The 14602-nt window shown below is 60.8% G+C and carries 10 protein-coding genes and 1 tRNA gene; 2 read left to right on the top strand and 9 right to left on the bottom strand.

The window, feature by feature from the left end; all coding sequences use genetic code 11:
• Positions 1 to 16: 16 nt before the first annotated feature.
• The 6 genes from NW860_RS11340 to rnc form a co-directional block, all read right to left on the bottom strand.
• A complete protein-coding gene (locus NW860_RS11340; RefSeq protein ID WP_414514255.1) occupies positions 17 to 1093 on the bottom strand; it encodes a phosphotransacetylase family protein in 1077 nt (358 codons plus the stop codon).
• Between the two features lie 174 nt (positions 1094 to 1267).
• Positions 1268 to 2548 (bottom strand): potassium transporter TrkG, encoded by a 1281-nt coding sequence (locus NW860_RS11335; protein ID WP_414514253.1) that lies wholly within the window; start codon positions 2546 to 2548, stop codon positions 1268 to 1270.
• 166 nt (positions 2549 to 2714) lie between these two features.
• Positions 2715 to 3422: a potassium channel family protein gene (locus tag NW860_RS11330; RefSeq protein ID WP_414425981.1), complete on the bottom strand. Its 708-nt coding sequence runs from the start codon at positions 3420 to 3422 to the stop codon at positions 2715 to 2717.
• Positions 3423 to 3449: 27 nt separating this feature from the next.
• Complete coding sequence (gene clpX, locus NW860_RS11325) at positions 3450 to 4796, bottom strand: ATP-dependent protease ATP-binding subunit ClpX (RefSeq protein WP_414425980.1); 1347 nt, start codon at positions 4794 to 4796, stop codon at positions 3450 to 3452.
• A gap of 514 nt (positions 4797 to 5310) precedes the next feature.
• Positions 5311 to 7344 carry an NAD-dependent DNA ligase LigA gene (gene ligA / locus NW860_RS11320; RefSeq protein WP_414514250.1) on the bottom strand — a complete coding sequence of 678 codons (2034 nt, stop codon included), beginning with the start codon at positions 7342 to 7344 and terminating at the stop codon, positions 5311 to 5313.
• A 21-nt stretch (positions 7345 to 7365) separates the two neighbouring features.
• Positions 7366 to 8112, bottom strand: coding sequence for a ribonuclease III (rnc, locus tag NW860_RS11315; RefSeq protein WP_414392967.1), 747 nt, complete (start codon positions 8110 to 8112; stop codon positions 7366 to 7368).
• Between the two features lie 174 nt (positions 8113 to 8286).
• Here rnc and NW860_RS11310 point away from each other — a divergent pair, with 174 nt between their 5' ends.
• Positions 8287 to 10842: a DUF3536 domain-containing protein gene (locus NW860_RS11310; RefSeq protein WP_414514247.1), complete on the top strand. Its 2556-nt coding sequence runs from the start codon at positions 8287 to 8289 to the stop codon at positions 10840 to 10842.
• A gap of 11 nt (positions 10843 to 10853) precedes the next feature.
• On the opposite strand, the gene NW860_RS11305 is transcribed toward NW860_RS11310, so the two are convergent.
• Positions 10854 to 10927 (bottom strand) — tRNA-Pro (locus NW860_RS11305).
• A 108-nt stretch (positions 10928 to 11035) separates the two neighbouring features.
• Here NW860_RS11305 and NW860_RS11300 point away from each other — a divergent pair.
• Positions 11036 to 11497 carry an HHL1-like protein gene (locus NW860_RS11300; protein ID WP_414514245.1) on the top strand — a complete coding sequence of 154 codons (462 nt, stop codon included), beginning with the start codon at positions 11036 to 11038 and terminating at the stop codon, positions 11495 to 11497.
• Positions 11498 to 11566: 69 nt separating this feature from the next.
• Here the strand turns inward: NW860_RS11300 and NW860_RS11295 are convergent, their stop codons facing one another.
• Positions 11567 to 13198, bottom strand: a complete 1632-nt coding sequence (locus tag NW860_RS11295) for an alpha-D-glucose phosphate-specific phosphoglucomutase (RefSeq protein ID WP_414514243.1) — start codon at positions 13196 to 13198, stop codon at positions 11567 to 11569.
• A gap of 66 nt (positions 13199 to 13264) precedes the next feature.
• Positions 13265 to 14491 (bottom strand): type II secretion system F family protein, encoded by a 1227-nt coding sequence (locus NW860_RS11290; protein WP_414514241.1) that lies wholly within the window; start codon positions 14489 to 14491, stop codon positions 13265 to 13267.
• Between the last annotated feature and the right edge of the window lie 111 nt (positions 14492 to 14602).

The following is a 14602-nucleotide window of genomic DNA, read 5'->3' as shown; positions in this document are numbered from 1 at the left end:
GCGCAGGACAGCTTTTCTAGGCGCCCGACACCGACGCTAAGGGTTGTGTCAAGCCCAAACGAGCGTAAAGGCGAGAAAAGTCAAAGTTTGCTGACATGAGTTCCTGGATACAGCGGACTTTCACCTCCTCGTGCAGGGGGATTTGGCCGAAAAGCCGTTCGATGCGGTTAATGGTAGTGAAGGTATCCAGATCTACCGAGAGGATCGGCACTTCCAACTCCTCTGCCCGCGAGCGAACGCGGGGATCAAGAGGTAGCTTGCCGGTCAAGATCAGGCAGAGGGTGGAAGTCTCCAGGGCAGCCAGTTGAATGTCGGTGCGATCGCCGCCGGTGATGACTGCCTTGTGTTCCAGGTTGCGGAAATATTTCAGGGCAGCGTTGACGTTCATCGCTCCCACGGCGATGTTTTCTACCATCAAATCCATCCGGTCCGGACAGCAGAGCACCTCCGCTTCCAGTTGCCGCACCAGCTTGCCGACGCTGACGCTGCGCAAAATGCGATGGGAGGGCAAAATGCCCAGAACCGGGATCCCTCGCGCTTCCAGAAAAGGTCGGACGACGACCTGGGCTGGCCCCATTTGGTCGGGCGGCACATCGTTGAGCAACACGCCGCACAGGTGGGATCCCAGTTGGCGGTGGGCAAAGAGAAGAGCATCGACCGCCGAAGGGGAACGGTAGCGGCTGACCAGCAGCACTGGGGCATTCAGAGCTTGGGCCATTTTGGCCAAGGAGAGGCCGAACACCTCTCCCTCGTAGAGACCGGCTGGGCCCTCTAGCAGAACCAAATCCGCAGGGGATGCCTTGACAAACTCCAGCAGAGAGGCAACCGAGCGAGCTGAATCCGGAGGAGACTGCCGCAGGTGAGCCAGCAAAGCTGCTTCGTCAAGCTGAAGGAGCATGGGGGGCATCTGGCTCAGCCGCAGGGTTTCTGCTATAAAGCGCACATCCGGATCCATTTCTCTGTCGCCTGTTCCGAGCGGCTTCCCATAGGCAACTTTCGCCCCCTGCTGCTGCAGATGCTTAGCCAAGCCCAAGATGGCTGATGACTTGCCGCTGCAAGGCTCCGTCGAGCCGATAAGGAGGAACTTAGACACGCAGAGCTCCTGAGAGGTCAGGGACACCAAGGGTGTGGCTGAAGCCACTTGCTTTGTTACTCAGTCTAACGGAAACGGCTTGGGGAAAAGCTTGCTTCAGGGCTGCTTCCCATCCCGACTACAAGCTAAGACGCCTCCTCTTCCTTCAAGTTCCCCAGGGCCGAGAGCAAGAGATCAGCCAATTAAGATCGCCTCTTCGGGGTAGGTCACCAGCGGACGGGGCTGCTGTTGGGCCAGAGCCAAGACAATGGTCAGCGCCCCCAGCCGGCCCCAGAACATCACCAAGACAATGAGCAGTTGGCCGAAGAGGTTGAGCTCTCCCGTGAACCCCGTCGAGAGGCCACAGGTAGCAAAAGCAGAAATGACCTCGAAGAGCACCGGCTCCAGCCTGCTGTTGTGGTGGGTAATTAAGATCAGCCAAGTTGCCAATAGCACCACGAACAGGGAGACCGTCAACACCGCTGCTGCCTTGCGCACCATCGAGGGATCCAAACTGCGCCCGGCAATCTGAGCGCTGGGCAAGCCGCGGGCGTAGCCCCACAAGGCCAGCACCAACACCGCTAAGGTGCCAGTGGTGGTGCCGCCTCCCATCGAGGCCGGTGCCGCGCCGATAAACATCAGCGTCATCAGCAGCAACTGGCTTGCTGGCGTCAAGTCCTCAATCGGGATCCCGGCAAACCCAGCAGTGCGGGCCGAAACCGACTGAAAAAACGCCAGGCCCAGGCGGCGAGGCCAACTCAGCTCGCGCAGGGAGCCGCCAGGCAAACTCTCGGCCAAGAACATCCCCAAGCCGCCTGTGCAGAGCAGAACCACCACCACAACCAGAGTGATGCGGGTGTGCAAAGAGGGGCGGTGGCCCCGCGGCCAGGTCAACAAATCCGACAAAACCGGGATGCCCAGGCCGCCGATAAAAATGAGAGTGCCCAAGATCGCCAGCGACAGTCCATCGGTGGGGATCCCCTCTTGCCCAAATAGATCAAACCCGGCATTGCAAAAAGCAGAGACGGCGTGAAAAATTGCCAGAAAAACCGCCCGACCCGGGCCATAGAGATCCCGCCAGTGCACCCAGAGCAGCAAGGCCCCCCCCAGTTCAATGAGGGTAACCCCGATCAGCACCCGCCGCGTCAATTCCAGGATTGCCCCCGGATCGATCAGGCCCAGGGAGTTGCAGAGGGCCAGGCGATTGAGCAGGGAAATGCGCCGCCCAAGCAGCTGAAACACCACCACCGCCACCACCATGAAGCCTACCCCGCCAATTTGGATGAGGAGCAGCAGCAGGATCTGGCCTAGGAAAGTGAGATCCTCTGCCGCCACAATCGTCGAGAGCCCCGTCACGCTCAGGGCCGATGTGGCCGTGAATAGGGCCTCATTCCAGCTCAAGGGATCCCCCCGGCCGACCCCCGGCAGCTTAAGCAGCAAAGTCCCCACCACTACCAACAGGCCCAGTCCGGCCACCAACCGTGATGGCGGTGGCAGCGGGCGACGCCTGTCTCCAAAAAAGAGCCGCTGTAAGGGGTTGGCCAGTAGCCGAGACTGAGAAGAAAAGCGGGGGGAACTCCAGCGCTCAGCCCCCTCCGGTTGCAACGGCGGGACGCGGCCCTCTCTCATCGAACCTTTACCCCTACATCTCATTCAGCCGCGAGATGTTGGTGTTGGCCCCCAGCACCACCAGCAGATCTCCCTTCTCCAGAACATAGTCTGCTGGCGGCGAGACCACCAGCGACTGTTTTCGCTTCACGACTAGAACCGTGATGCCAAAGCGGCGGCGCAAGTCCGACTCCGCCAGCGTATGACCCACCAGGGCCTCCGGCACCTCCAGCTCAGTAATGCTGTAGCCGGGCTCCAGCTCCAGTTGATCCAGGATCCCTGGTGCTGTTAGCACCTGCGCCAAGCGCCGCCCTGCCTCCTGCTCCGGCAGCACCACCCGATCTGCCCCTACTCGCAAGAGAATCGAGCGCTGCCGCTCCGTGGAAGCCTTGCAGATAACATTACGTACCCCCAGACTCTTGAGGGCTACCGTCGTCAGCAAATTGCTCTCGAAATCGCTGCCAATGGCCACCACCACCGTGTCAAAGGAGGGAATATCCACCGCCCGCAGGGCGTCTTCATCGGTGGAATCCAGCGCCACCACCTGCGTCAGCTGGTCCGCCAGGCGCTGCACGATCTCGCGGCTGCGGTCGATCCCCAAAACGTTATGCCCTCGCTCCATCAGCGTGAGGGCCAAACTTGTGCCAAAGCGCCCCAGCCCAATTACCGCATACTCGCGCTCCGCCCGCCCCATCCACCCCCTGACCCTTTCTGCCAAAACCAGCCATCGATCATAAGCCATGCAGTCGGGCTCGGTAGAGCTGTCATCTTAGGCAGACTCCGGCTTGGGCAAGGTGGAGGGGTGGGGGATCAACTCGCCCGTAGAGCGACGCTCCACCATCTCGGCGGTAATACGCACGTGCTTGATGTCGCGCCGCGAGGGAGCCTCGTACATCACATCCAGCATCAGCTCTTCCACAATCGCCCGCAGCGCCCGTGCCCCGGTTTTGCGGCGGTAGGCCTCCTTGGCAATGGCAGAAATGGCAGCTGGCTCAAACTCCAGCTCCACTCCGTCCATGCGCAAAAGCTTCTGGGCCTGCTTGAGGATGGCATTTTTAGGCTGCGTCAAGATGGCCTCGAGGGCCTTCTCGTCCAGGGGATCCAGCGTAGCCACCACTGGCAGCCGCCCGATGAACTCTGGGATCATGCCGTACTTGATCAAATCCTCCGGCTCCAGCGCCTTGAGAGCATCGGCTAGGCGTTGCTCGCGAGTAACCGCTGGTTGATCCCCTGGCTTGATGAACCCCACCGATCTTTTGCCAATGCGCTGCTCGATGATCTTCTCCAGGCCGACAAAAGCCCCTCCACAGATGAAGAGAATGTTGGAGGTATCCACTTGAATGCAATCTTGGTAGGGGTGCTTGCGACCTCCCTGCGGAGGCACGTTGGCAATAGTCCCCTCAAGCATCTTCAGCAGGGCCTGCTGGACGCCTTCCCCGGAAACGTCGCGAGTAATGGAGGGGTTTTCGCTCTTGCGGGCAATCTTGTCGATTTCATCGATGTAGACAATGCCGCGCTGGGCTTGCTCCACATCCATGTCGGCCACCTGCAGCAGGCGCAGTAGGATGTTTTCCACATCCTCCCCCACATAGCCAGCTTCTGTGAGGGTTGTGGCATCGGCAACGGCAAAAGGCACATCCAGCAGGCGGGCCAGGGTCTCAGCCAGGAGGGTCTTGCCAGATCCAGTAGGACCAATGAGAAGGATATTGGACTTTTGCAGCTCCACCTCCTCCAGTTCTGCCAATCCAGCGCTGCCAGGATTGGCTTTGGCAGCTAGCCGCTTGTAGTGGTTGTAGACTGCTACCGATAAGATCTTCTTGGCCTTTTCCTGGCCAATCACGTACTGGTCGAGATAGCGCACAATCTCCCGCGGCTTAGGCAACTGAGCCAAAGAAGGCAAGCCGCGCGGGGGCTTTTTAGGAGCTTCCCGCCGTCTGGCAGCAGGAGCTGAGGCTGGCGAGCTGTTGCCGTTGTAGAGCTCCTCCTCCAGAATTTCGTTGCACAGCTCCACACATTCATCGCAGATGTAGACCCCTGGCCCTGCAATCAGCTTGCGTACCTGATCCTGAGACTTGTTGCAGAAGGAACACCGCAATTGGGAGTCATGCTTGGCCATGGGATCCTCGTCGCTGTTGGCTGTTGAAGTAGGTACCCGAAAAAGCGGCTTGCCTTCCCTCGCCGCAGGGTGAGATGAATTGGCTAGAAAGGCAAATAACCTGGTGAGCCAAGTATTCCTAGTCTAACACTTCCATTGCCAGGGATCCCTCCTAGCGCTGCCTGGCTTGAGCTTACCTTAGAGGGGGAAAAGCCCATAGGAAAACCGCTCGACTTAACGCCGAGCGGCGGATGGTGTGAGGAGTGAACGGAAACATGCGTCTCCGCTACTTCTATGATAGGGGAACATCGCCGGCTGCTGCCAAGGGGACTGGCGGGGAAGAAGAGGGCTCTGCACTGTTCCTGAGCAAGGCCAAAGCAGGTCTTGACACGTGTCTATTGCATCCAAAAGGGGAAGGGACTTTCCTTGTTTCGTCCGCTTCCCCTTCCGGCGTTCACTCCTCACAGAGTTGAATATAAACCATCTCCAAGGCCAGGACAAGCTGGGCCGCCTAAATTTTTCCCTGAGGCTCCACTTAAGAATGGGGATTGCCAGGATCCAAAGCCAACAGCTCCGCTTCGCTCAGCAGGGGGATCCCCAATTCTTGAGCCTTTTTGAGCTTGGAGCCAGGGTCTGAACCCACCACCACGTAGTCTGTTTGGCGGCTAACACTGGCGGTTACCTTGCCGCCGCGGCTTTCAATCCAAGCCTTGGCCTCCTGGCGAGACAGGGTAGGCAGGGTGCCGGTAATCACAAACTTCTTCCCAGCCAGCACCTGAGCAGCCGCAGGGGCCTTTTGCTGAGGCAGGGCAGGGATCCCTAACTCGCGCAGCTCCTGCAGGAGCTGCTGGTGGGCTGGATCGGCAAACCAGGACACCACTGCCTCGGCAATTTCTCTTCCTATCCCGTAGATTTGGGCGATGTTCTCAATGCTGGCCTGGGCCAAGAGTTCAGGGGTGGGGAAGTGCTGGGCCAAAGTTTGGGCAGTTACCACTCCCACATGGGGGATCCCCAAGCCGTAGAGCACACGCTCCCAGGGCTGTTGGCGGGAGCGCTGGATGGCTTGTACCAGCTTCTGGCTGGAGCGGGATCCCATCCCCTCCAAGCTTTCCAACTGTTCCGGGGTGAGGCGGTAGAGATCGCTTACGGTGCGCACTCCTAGCTTTTCCACCAACTGGGCTACTCGCTTTTCCCCTAAGCCTTCGATATCCAGAGCGTCGCGGCTAGCCCAGTGCTGCAGTTGACCCCTGATCTGGGCAGGACAGTCGGGATTAGGGCAGCGGGTTATCGCCTCGCCAGCAGGGCGAACCAAAGGGGTGCCGCACTCGGGACAGTGGCTGGGCAGGCGATAGCGAACGGCATCGGGGGGGCGCAGCTCCTTGAGGATCCCCACCACCTCAGGGATGATCTCGCCTGCCTTGCGCACGATGGCGGTGTCGCCAATGTGGACATCCAGCTCCTCGAGGCGATCGGCGTTGTGCAGGCTGGCACGGCTGACGGTGGTGCCGGCTAGCAGCACCGGCTCCAGCTCCGCCACTGGTGTAACGGCCCCAGTGCGGCCAACGCTGGCCACGATAGCGCGGATGCGGGTGGGGACTTCCTGGGCAGGGTATTTGAGGGCAATGGCCCAGCGGGGGAATTTTTGCGTAAAGCCGGCCTCCTCTTGCAGCCGCAGGGAGTTGAGTTTAACCACCACCCCATCGCAGGCATAGGGAAGCTGGGCCTGCCGCCACCGCTCGTAGAACTGGGCCACCTCTTGGAGGTTCCGACAGACCTGGGAAAGAGGATTGACAGGCAATCCCAGTTCTTTCAGCCGCTGCAGACACTCCCACTGGGTTTGGGGAGGATCCCCGGCGGGCCACCCCTCCGGCCAGTGGAGAGCATAGGCAAAGAAGCTAAGCTTGCGGGCGGCAACCACGCGGCTATCCAATTGGCGCAAGGTGCCGGCGGCGCAGTTGCGCGGGTTGGCAAAGGGAGGATCCCCAGCGGAGCAGCGCTCGCGGTTGATGCGCTCGAACTCGGCAAGGGGAAGATAGGCCTCTCCTCGCACCTCCAGGACTGGCGGGGGATTGGCGGTTGCCAAGCGCAGGGGAATGGAAGGGATGGCACGGACATTGGGGGTGATGTCTTCGCCCACTTGGCCATCGCCGCGGGTGGCCCCCCGCTGGAGCAGCCCATCCACGTAGGTCAGCGCCAGGGCCGCGCCATCGATCTTCAGCTCGCACACGTACTCCAGCTCCCCTTCTTCAGGAGTCCGCCCCAGCAGCCGCAGCAGGCGCTCCTGCCATCCTTTAAGCTCTTCCAGGTTGAAGGCATTTTCCAAGCTGTAGAGGGGAACGCGGTGGGAAACCGTAGGAAACTGCTCAGCGGGTTTTTCCCCTACCCGCTGGGTGGGGCTGTCGGGGGTAATCAGCTCGGGATGGGCCTGCTCTAGCTCCTGCAGCTCGCGGTAGAGGCGGTCGTAAACGCTGTCTTCCAGGATGGGGGCATTGTGGACGTAGTAGGCGATGCTGGCTTTTTGCAGCAGGGCGCGCAGCTCACGGGCGCGTTCTTCCAGTTTGGGATCCATACCGTCAGCACTACGCTTGTTCTAGCAGCCTTGGGGAGGCGTATCCGCCAATTTTTGCTCCTGCAGGTATTGGTAGGCTTGGGCGGCAGCGGCCATTTCCGCCGCCTTTTTAGAGCGCCCCTCGCCACGGCCCCAGCATTGGCCTTGGCCCCAAACTTCCATGGTGAAACGGGGCGGGTGCTCCTGGGCAGCCACGAGGCGATACTCTGGCAAAATGCCCCACCAGCGCTGGGTTAGCTCCTGCAGCGCAGCCTTGGGGTTGCGACGAGTGGGATCCTGGAACCACTGCTCTACCCGTTGGCGAAAGTAGGGATCCAGCCAGGGGTGCAGCCGGGACAGGGTGTGGATGCCCCAGCTGAGGTACAGGGATCCCAGCAGGGCCTCAAAAGCATCCGCCAGGCGTCGTGCCCGACCCGCCAAGTCGTTTTGGCAGCTAGATCCCAGCTCGAGGTAACGCTCCAGGCCATGCAGATCCGCCAGTTCCGCTAGGTGAGCATCGCTGATGAGATCGGAGCGAATTGCTGTTAGTTCTCCTACTGACAGGTGAGGATAGGACTGGAACAAGAACTCAGTGGCCAAAATCCGTAGGACGGAATCCCCCAGAAACTCTAGCCGGTCGTTGTTGCGCTGGCCATCCCGGGAAGGGTGAATCAAAGCCTGATCCAGTAAGTCCCAGCGCAATTGCTCCAGCCAGGTGGGATCTTTGAACCCTAGGCGAGCTAGCAATTGCTCCAGCAAGCGACGACGGGGCAAGATGAGTTCAACCATACAGCTCAAGCCAAACTTGCAGCCCCTTGAGGGAGGAGGGCAGGAAGGCAAAACCGCCCTTAACCCCCTAGGCGCTGAGTTTCTGTCCAAATCATACATAGTCGCTGCTGGGGATCGCGGTAACGTGGGGATAGGAGCCTAGAGGCTCCAAGGGCAAGCAAAGAGTGCGGTCTCATGCTGCCGAGTGGCTCCGAAAACCCCGCCCAGCCAGCGGCCCAGTCTGGGCAAGGAGTTGAGTCTCCAGGCCCGCGGACCACAGCTCCCTACGTGGTGTTGCATGGCCACTTCTACCAGCCCCCGCGCGAGGATCCCTGGCTGAACCGCATTGAGCGCCAGCCCAGCGCCCACCCCTTCCACGACTGGAACGAGCGCATTCTGGCGGAGTGCTATCGGCCCAACGCCTTTGCCCGCATCCTTGATGAGCAAGGGCAGGTGGTGCGCATTGTCAATAACTATGAGTTCATGAGTTTTAACTTCGGCCCCACCCTCCTTGCCTGGCTGGAGGAGCACGACGTTGAGGTCTACCAGCGCATCCTGGCTGCCGACCGTCTCAGCGCCGAGCGGCTGGAGGGAAAGGGCAATGCCATTGCCCAGGTCTACAACCACGTCATCCTGCCCCTAGCCAATGAGCGGGACAAGTACACGCAGATCCGCTGGGGAATCGCCGATTTCCAGCATCGCTTTGGCCGCTTCCCCGAAGGCATGTGGCTGGCGGAAACCGCTATCGATGCAGCAACGGTTAAGGCCTTGGTCGACTGCGGGATCCGCTTTGTCATCCTAGCCCCCAGCCAGGCGCAGCGCATTCGCCCTTTGGGGCAAACGGAATGGATCGATGTCAGCCAGGGCCAGATCGATCCCAGCCGGCCCTATCGCTGCTTTACCCCCGACCGAGGCGGCTACCTAGATGTTTTTTTCTTTGACGGCCCCATCTCCCGCGACCTTGGCTTTGGCGATATTGCCTACAGCACCCAGGCGCTGGCGGAGCGGCTCCAGTTGGCCATTCGCCCCGACCGAGAAGTCCAACTCATCAACTGTGCCACGGATGGCGAGACCTTTGGCCACCACAAACGCGGAACCGAGCGTACCCTGGCCTATGCCTTCTGCGAGGAGTTTCCCCGCCGAGGCTGGCAAGTGGGCAACTACGCCCATTTCCTCAGCCACCACCCTCCCACCTGGGAGGTGCAACTAAAGCCAGTTACTGCCTGGAGCTGTGCCCATGGGGTGGGGCGGTGGTCACGGGACTGTGGCTGTGGGGCAGTGCCTGGCTGGCACCAACGCTGGCGGCAACCGCTGCGGGAGGCCCTCAACTGGCTGCGGGATCAGTTGGCCGAGATCTACGAGACGGAGGCTAAGGCCTACCTGCGGGATCCCTGGCTGGCTCGGGATCGCTACATCGAGGTGATCTTGGATCGGGAGCGCAGGGAGGCATTTTTGCAGGAGCACCAAAGCCACCGCCTCACTGCCGAAGACCGGGTGCAGGTGCTGCGCCTGTTGGAGATGCAGCGCTACAGCCAACTGATGTTCACCAGTTGCGGTTGGTTCTTTGAAGAACTCGCTCGCCCTGAGGGGGTGCAAATCCTGCGCTATGCGGCGCGGGCCATTGAGTTGGCAGCGGCTGCCACCAAGGTGGATCTGGAGGAGGAGTTTCTGCTTCGCCTAAGCAAGGCCCCCAGCAACCTCGAACTCTACAAAGACGGCCGAGGAGTTTACCAAGCTTTGGTGCGCCCCCGCCGGGTTAGCCCGCAGCGGCTCGTGGCCCAGCACGCCATGCTTTCCCTGGTCAACGGCGTACCTCGCTCCTCTGGGTATATGCTGGAGCCGGTGGATCAGGAGCGCCTAGCTATAGGGGGATCCACGCTGCTGGTGGGGAGGGTGAAGCTCTCTTTTCCCACCACCTCTGAAGAGCACGACCTCACCTACGCTCTACTCCACCTGGGCGGCTGGGACTTTCAATGTGGCGTCAAGCCGTTTCCAGGGCAGCGCGGCTACGAGCAGTTGAAAGCCAGTCTGCTGTCTAGCTCCCGCAGCCGCATCCAGCTCGTCCTAACCCTGCAAGAGCTGCTGGGACCGGAAACCTTCGACCTCAACGCCCTAACGGAGGAAGACCGGCAGCAGATGCTGCGCTGGCTTACCCAGGACACGTTGGAGCGCTTGGCCCAGCTCTATCGCCAAACCTACCTGGAGAATTACGGGGTTTTGATGGCTTTTCGGGCCGATGGCCTGCCGATCCCGGAAGAGCTGTTGGCCGCCGCCCAGATTACCCTCAACCAGCGCCTATTGAGCAGCTTACGGGCCATGGAAATAGAAGAGGGCAAGCGGGATCACCTGCTGGAGTTGCGAGCAATTGCCCGCGAGGCAGAGCAGTTGGGGTGTCAGTTGCGGCAGGAAGAGGCAGCCCGGGTCTTGGATCGGCTCTTGCAGCGGGGGATGTGGCAGCTGGCCCAGGCAGCCGACTCGGAAACCCTCAGCGAGCAGCTCCACAACTTGGAAGAGTGGCTGCAACTGGCTGCCGATCTGGGCCTGCCCATCCGCTTGGATCGCCTCCAAGAGCTCTACCTACTGGGATTGGAGCGCCGGCGTTCAGAACTACTCCGCAGCAGCCTAGAGCGTGCCCCTGGCCGGATCCCTGCCGAAACCCTACGCCGCTTGCTTCAGCTGGGACAACAGCTTCGCATTAATGTCGGTGCCTGGCTACAGCAGCTACCGCCCCCGGCCGCTACCGAGGGCTAGCCCAGCTCCCATCGGGATGACAGGATTCGAACCTGCGACCCCTTCGTCCCGAACGAAGTGCGCTACCAAGCTGCGCTACATCCCGCGATCCAACTTACAGCGCAACAATTCTAGCACGCTGACTAGCCAAGCACGATCCTCGCCGAGCCAATCTGCGCTAAGCTGCAAGAGCCCACCTTTCCGTAGGCGAGGTATGCCTCAGCCCAAGGGTTTTAGCCCCTCGCAGCCCGAAAAACAGGCAGCAAAGACCAAAGCCGCCAAGCGCAAGGAAGCAGCCAAACGCTACGACGAGCTGAAAGCCAAAGGAATGCCGGAGTTTGCCATTTTTGCCCGGCGCCGCCAGGCTGAGCCCGGCAAACCCAACCCTTGGCTGCCCGTGGGATCCCTGGCGGTCAGTCGCTCCAGCGCCATCCACCAGGCCATCTTCCAAAACGAGGAAGAGCTTAAAAAAGCAGCTGTCCGCCTCTTTCCCCGTCTTGGCAAAGTTAAAGACGAGCTGGAATTTGGCTTTCGCCTCAAAGACAAAGAGTTTCAGGACGAGCCCATCCAGGTGGCAGTCCGACCCCAGCCTTCGCCCTTTCAGCTTTGGATGGACAAGGTGCGCGGGTGGCTGGGCCTGGGCAAAAGAGCTACCCAAACCTCCAAGAAAGGCTAGGTGTGGCAAATGTGCTCCCTGTCGCAGGAAGGGCTGGGGGAGCAAAAGGAGCACAGCCCTTGGGGAGAGCTAGGTGACGACGTCCGGCTGCTGCCGACCAGTGCGGGCGCGGATTTGGGCAAAGTGATCCGCTAGTTGGATCAGCTCGGCCAGGGCCGCCTGGGGATCCAAACCCTGCCGCCTGGGATCTGGCTCAAACCGCTCCAAGTACACCCGCAGGGTGGCGCCGTGGGTGCCGGTGCCAGAGAGGCGATAGACGATGCGCGAGCCATCCTCAAAGCCGATGCGGATCCCTTGGTGGCGGCTGGTGCTGCCGTCTACGGGATCGGTGTAGCTGAAGTCATCAGCATAGGCCACCGTCCGCGTGCCAAAGCGCTGTCCCACCCAGCCGGACACGGAGCGCCGCAAGTGCTCCATCAGCTCCCCGGCCACCTCCACCGGCAGCCCCTCGTAGTCGTGGCGGGAGTAGAAGTTGCGTCCGTAGGTGCGCCAGTGCTCTTCCACAATCTGTCGCACCGACTGCCGTCGCACAGCGAGGATGTTGAGCCAAAAGAGAACAGCCCAGAGGCCATCTTTTTCGCGGATGTGGTTGGAGCCGGTGCCGAAGCTCTCCTCACCGCAGAGGGTGACCTTGCCGGCATCCAGGAGGTTGCCGAAAAATTTCCAGCCCGTAGGGGTTTCGTAGCAAGGGATCCCCAGCTTGGCCGCCACCCGATCTGCCGCCTGGCTGGTGGGCATGGAGCGGGCGATCCCGGCCAGCCCCTCCCGGTAGCCGGGCACCCAGTGGGCGTTGGCAGCCAACACCGCCAGACTGTCGCTAGGAGTTACGTAGAACTGGCGGCCCAGGATCATGTTGCGATCCCCATCCCCGTCGGAGGCGGCGCCGAAATCCGGCCCATCCTCCCGAAACAGCAGCTTCACCAGGGCGCGGGCGTGCACCAGGTTGGGATCCGGGTGGAGGCCGCCAAAATCCGGCAGCGGCTGGCCGTTAAGGACACTGCCCTGGGGCGCTCCTAGAACTTTCTCCAGGATGGCGTGGGCATAGGGGCCAGTGACGGCGTGCATGGCGTCGAAGGCGATGCGAACCCCAGAAGCCAGGTAGTCGCGAATGGCATCAAAGTCGAATAGACGCTGCATTAGATCCAGATAGTCGGCCACAGGGTCGATAACGCAGACCGTCAGGGATCCCAGCCGTTGCTCCCCTAGGCGATCCAGATCTACGTCCGGGGCCTCTAGGATGCGGTACTCGCGGATCCGCTGGGTGCGGGCGTAGATGGCCTCGGTCACCTTCTCCGGGGCGGGGCCGCCGTTGCCGATGTTGTACTTGATGCCAAAGTCTCCTTGCGGACCGCCAGGGTTGTGGCTGGCTGAGAGGATGATGCCGCCGTAAGCTCCGTATTTGCGGATGAGGCAGGAGACCGCTGGCGTGGAGAGGATCCCCCCTTGACCTACCAACACCCGCCCAATGCCGTTGGCTGCCGCCATCTTGAGCAGGATCTGGATAGCCTCTCGGTTGTAGTAGCGGCCATCTCCCCCAACCACCAAGGTTTGGCCGGCAGATCCCTCGAGGACGTCAAAGATGGATTGGACAAAGTTCTCCAGGTAGTGGGGCTGCTGGAACACCTGTACCGGCTTGCGCAGGCCGGAAGTGCCAGGTCTTTGGTCAGGGAAGGGGGCAGTGGTGACCGTGCGGACGCTCATACCCTAGGCTGGCGAAACTATCCCGTTCCTCGAGGCAGAACTTGGCCAGAGCGGTACCTGAACCTGCTACTTCACTAGCTCGAAGACGTTGAACATGGGCAGGTACATGGCCACAATGATGCAGCCCACCATACCACCCACGATCACAATCATCAAAGGCTCAAGCAAGCTGGTCAGGGCGCGCACTGCCTCCTCCACTTCCAGCTCGTAGAAGTCGGCTGTCTTCATCAGCATGGCATCCAGCTCCCCCGTCTCCTCGCCGACGCTGATCATCTGAACGGCCATCAGGGGAAACACCTTGGCCTTAGCTAGGGCAGGGGCGATCTGCCCCCCCTCCGAGATGGATTGGCGGGCGGCGTCGATGGCGTTGGCCACCACCTGGTTGCCCGAGGTATCCCGCACAATTTCCAAGGCAGTCAGCACCGGCACGCCAGAGCGGGTGAGAGCGCCAAAGGTACGGCAGAAGCGGGCCACCGCCGACTTCTGGATCAGATCCCCGAAGAGAGGGAGCTTGAGGGCCAGCGCGTCGATGGTCTCCTTGCCAGCCGGGGTGCGGTAGAAGCGGCGAAAGGCAAAAAAGACCATTACCAGAAAGCCCACCAGACCCAAGCTGTACTGGGGTGTGCGTAGGAACTTGCTGACGTTGATGAAAAACTGAGTAAAGGCAGGCAGCTCCCCCCCCAAGTCGTTGTAGATGCTCTCAAACGTGGGCAAGATGAAGAGCACCATGCCCAAGAAGATCAAGACAGCCAAGATCGTCACCACCACTGGGTAGGTCATGGCCGACTTGATCTGCTTCTGCAGGCGATCCATGTCCTCCAGCAGCTTGGCCAGGCGGTTGAGCACCTCATCGAGCACGCCGCCCACTTCCCCTGCCTGCACCATGCTGCAGTAGAGGCTGTCGAAAGCATCTGGATAGGGGCGGATGGAGTCGGAGAGGTTTTTCCCCGCCTCCACCTCTGCACGGATGGCCCTCAGGTATTTTTTGAGCTTGGGGTTGCCGGTTTGCTCCTCCATGATGGTGAGAGAGCGAACCATCGACACGCCGGCGTTGATGAGAGCAGCAAATTGCCGGGAGAACACTGCCTTGTCGCGAATGTCGATGGATCGCAGCATCGAGAAATCGAAAGACGTATCCAGGGAGAAAAAGGGCTTCTCCTCCTGAATGTCCTCCGGTTTGGCGAAAATCCCCTCGCGGCGCAGCCGTGCGCGAGCCTCGGTCAAGTTGTTGGCCACCACCGTCAGGCGTACCGGCTGACCGGCCTTTAACCCCCGAACCTTGTAGCGCGGCATGGCTTACCCCTGCTTGGATGCTTTCTAAAACTCCGGAGTGGGAGTCTTGCAACCTCAGCCAAACCGCCACTCTCCCCCAGCTAGAGCTTAGCTACAGATGAGACCGGCGGC

It is taken from the genome of Synechococcus sp. F70.1 (assembly GCF_047502745.1).
Lineage (GTDB): Bacteria > Cyanobacteriota > Cyanobacteriia > Thermostichales > Thermostichaceae > Thermostichus.
The sequence above is the reverse complement of the archived record's forward strand: the minus strand, read 5'-3'. Positions and strand labels throughout refer to the sequence as shown.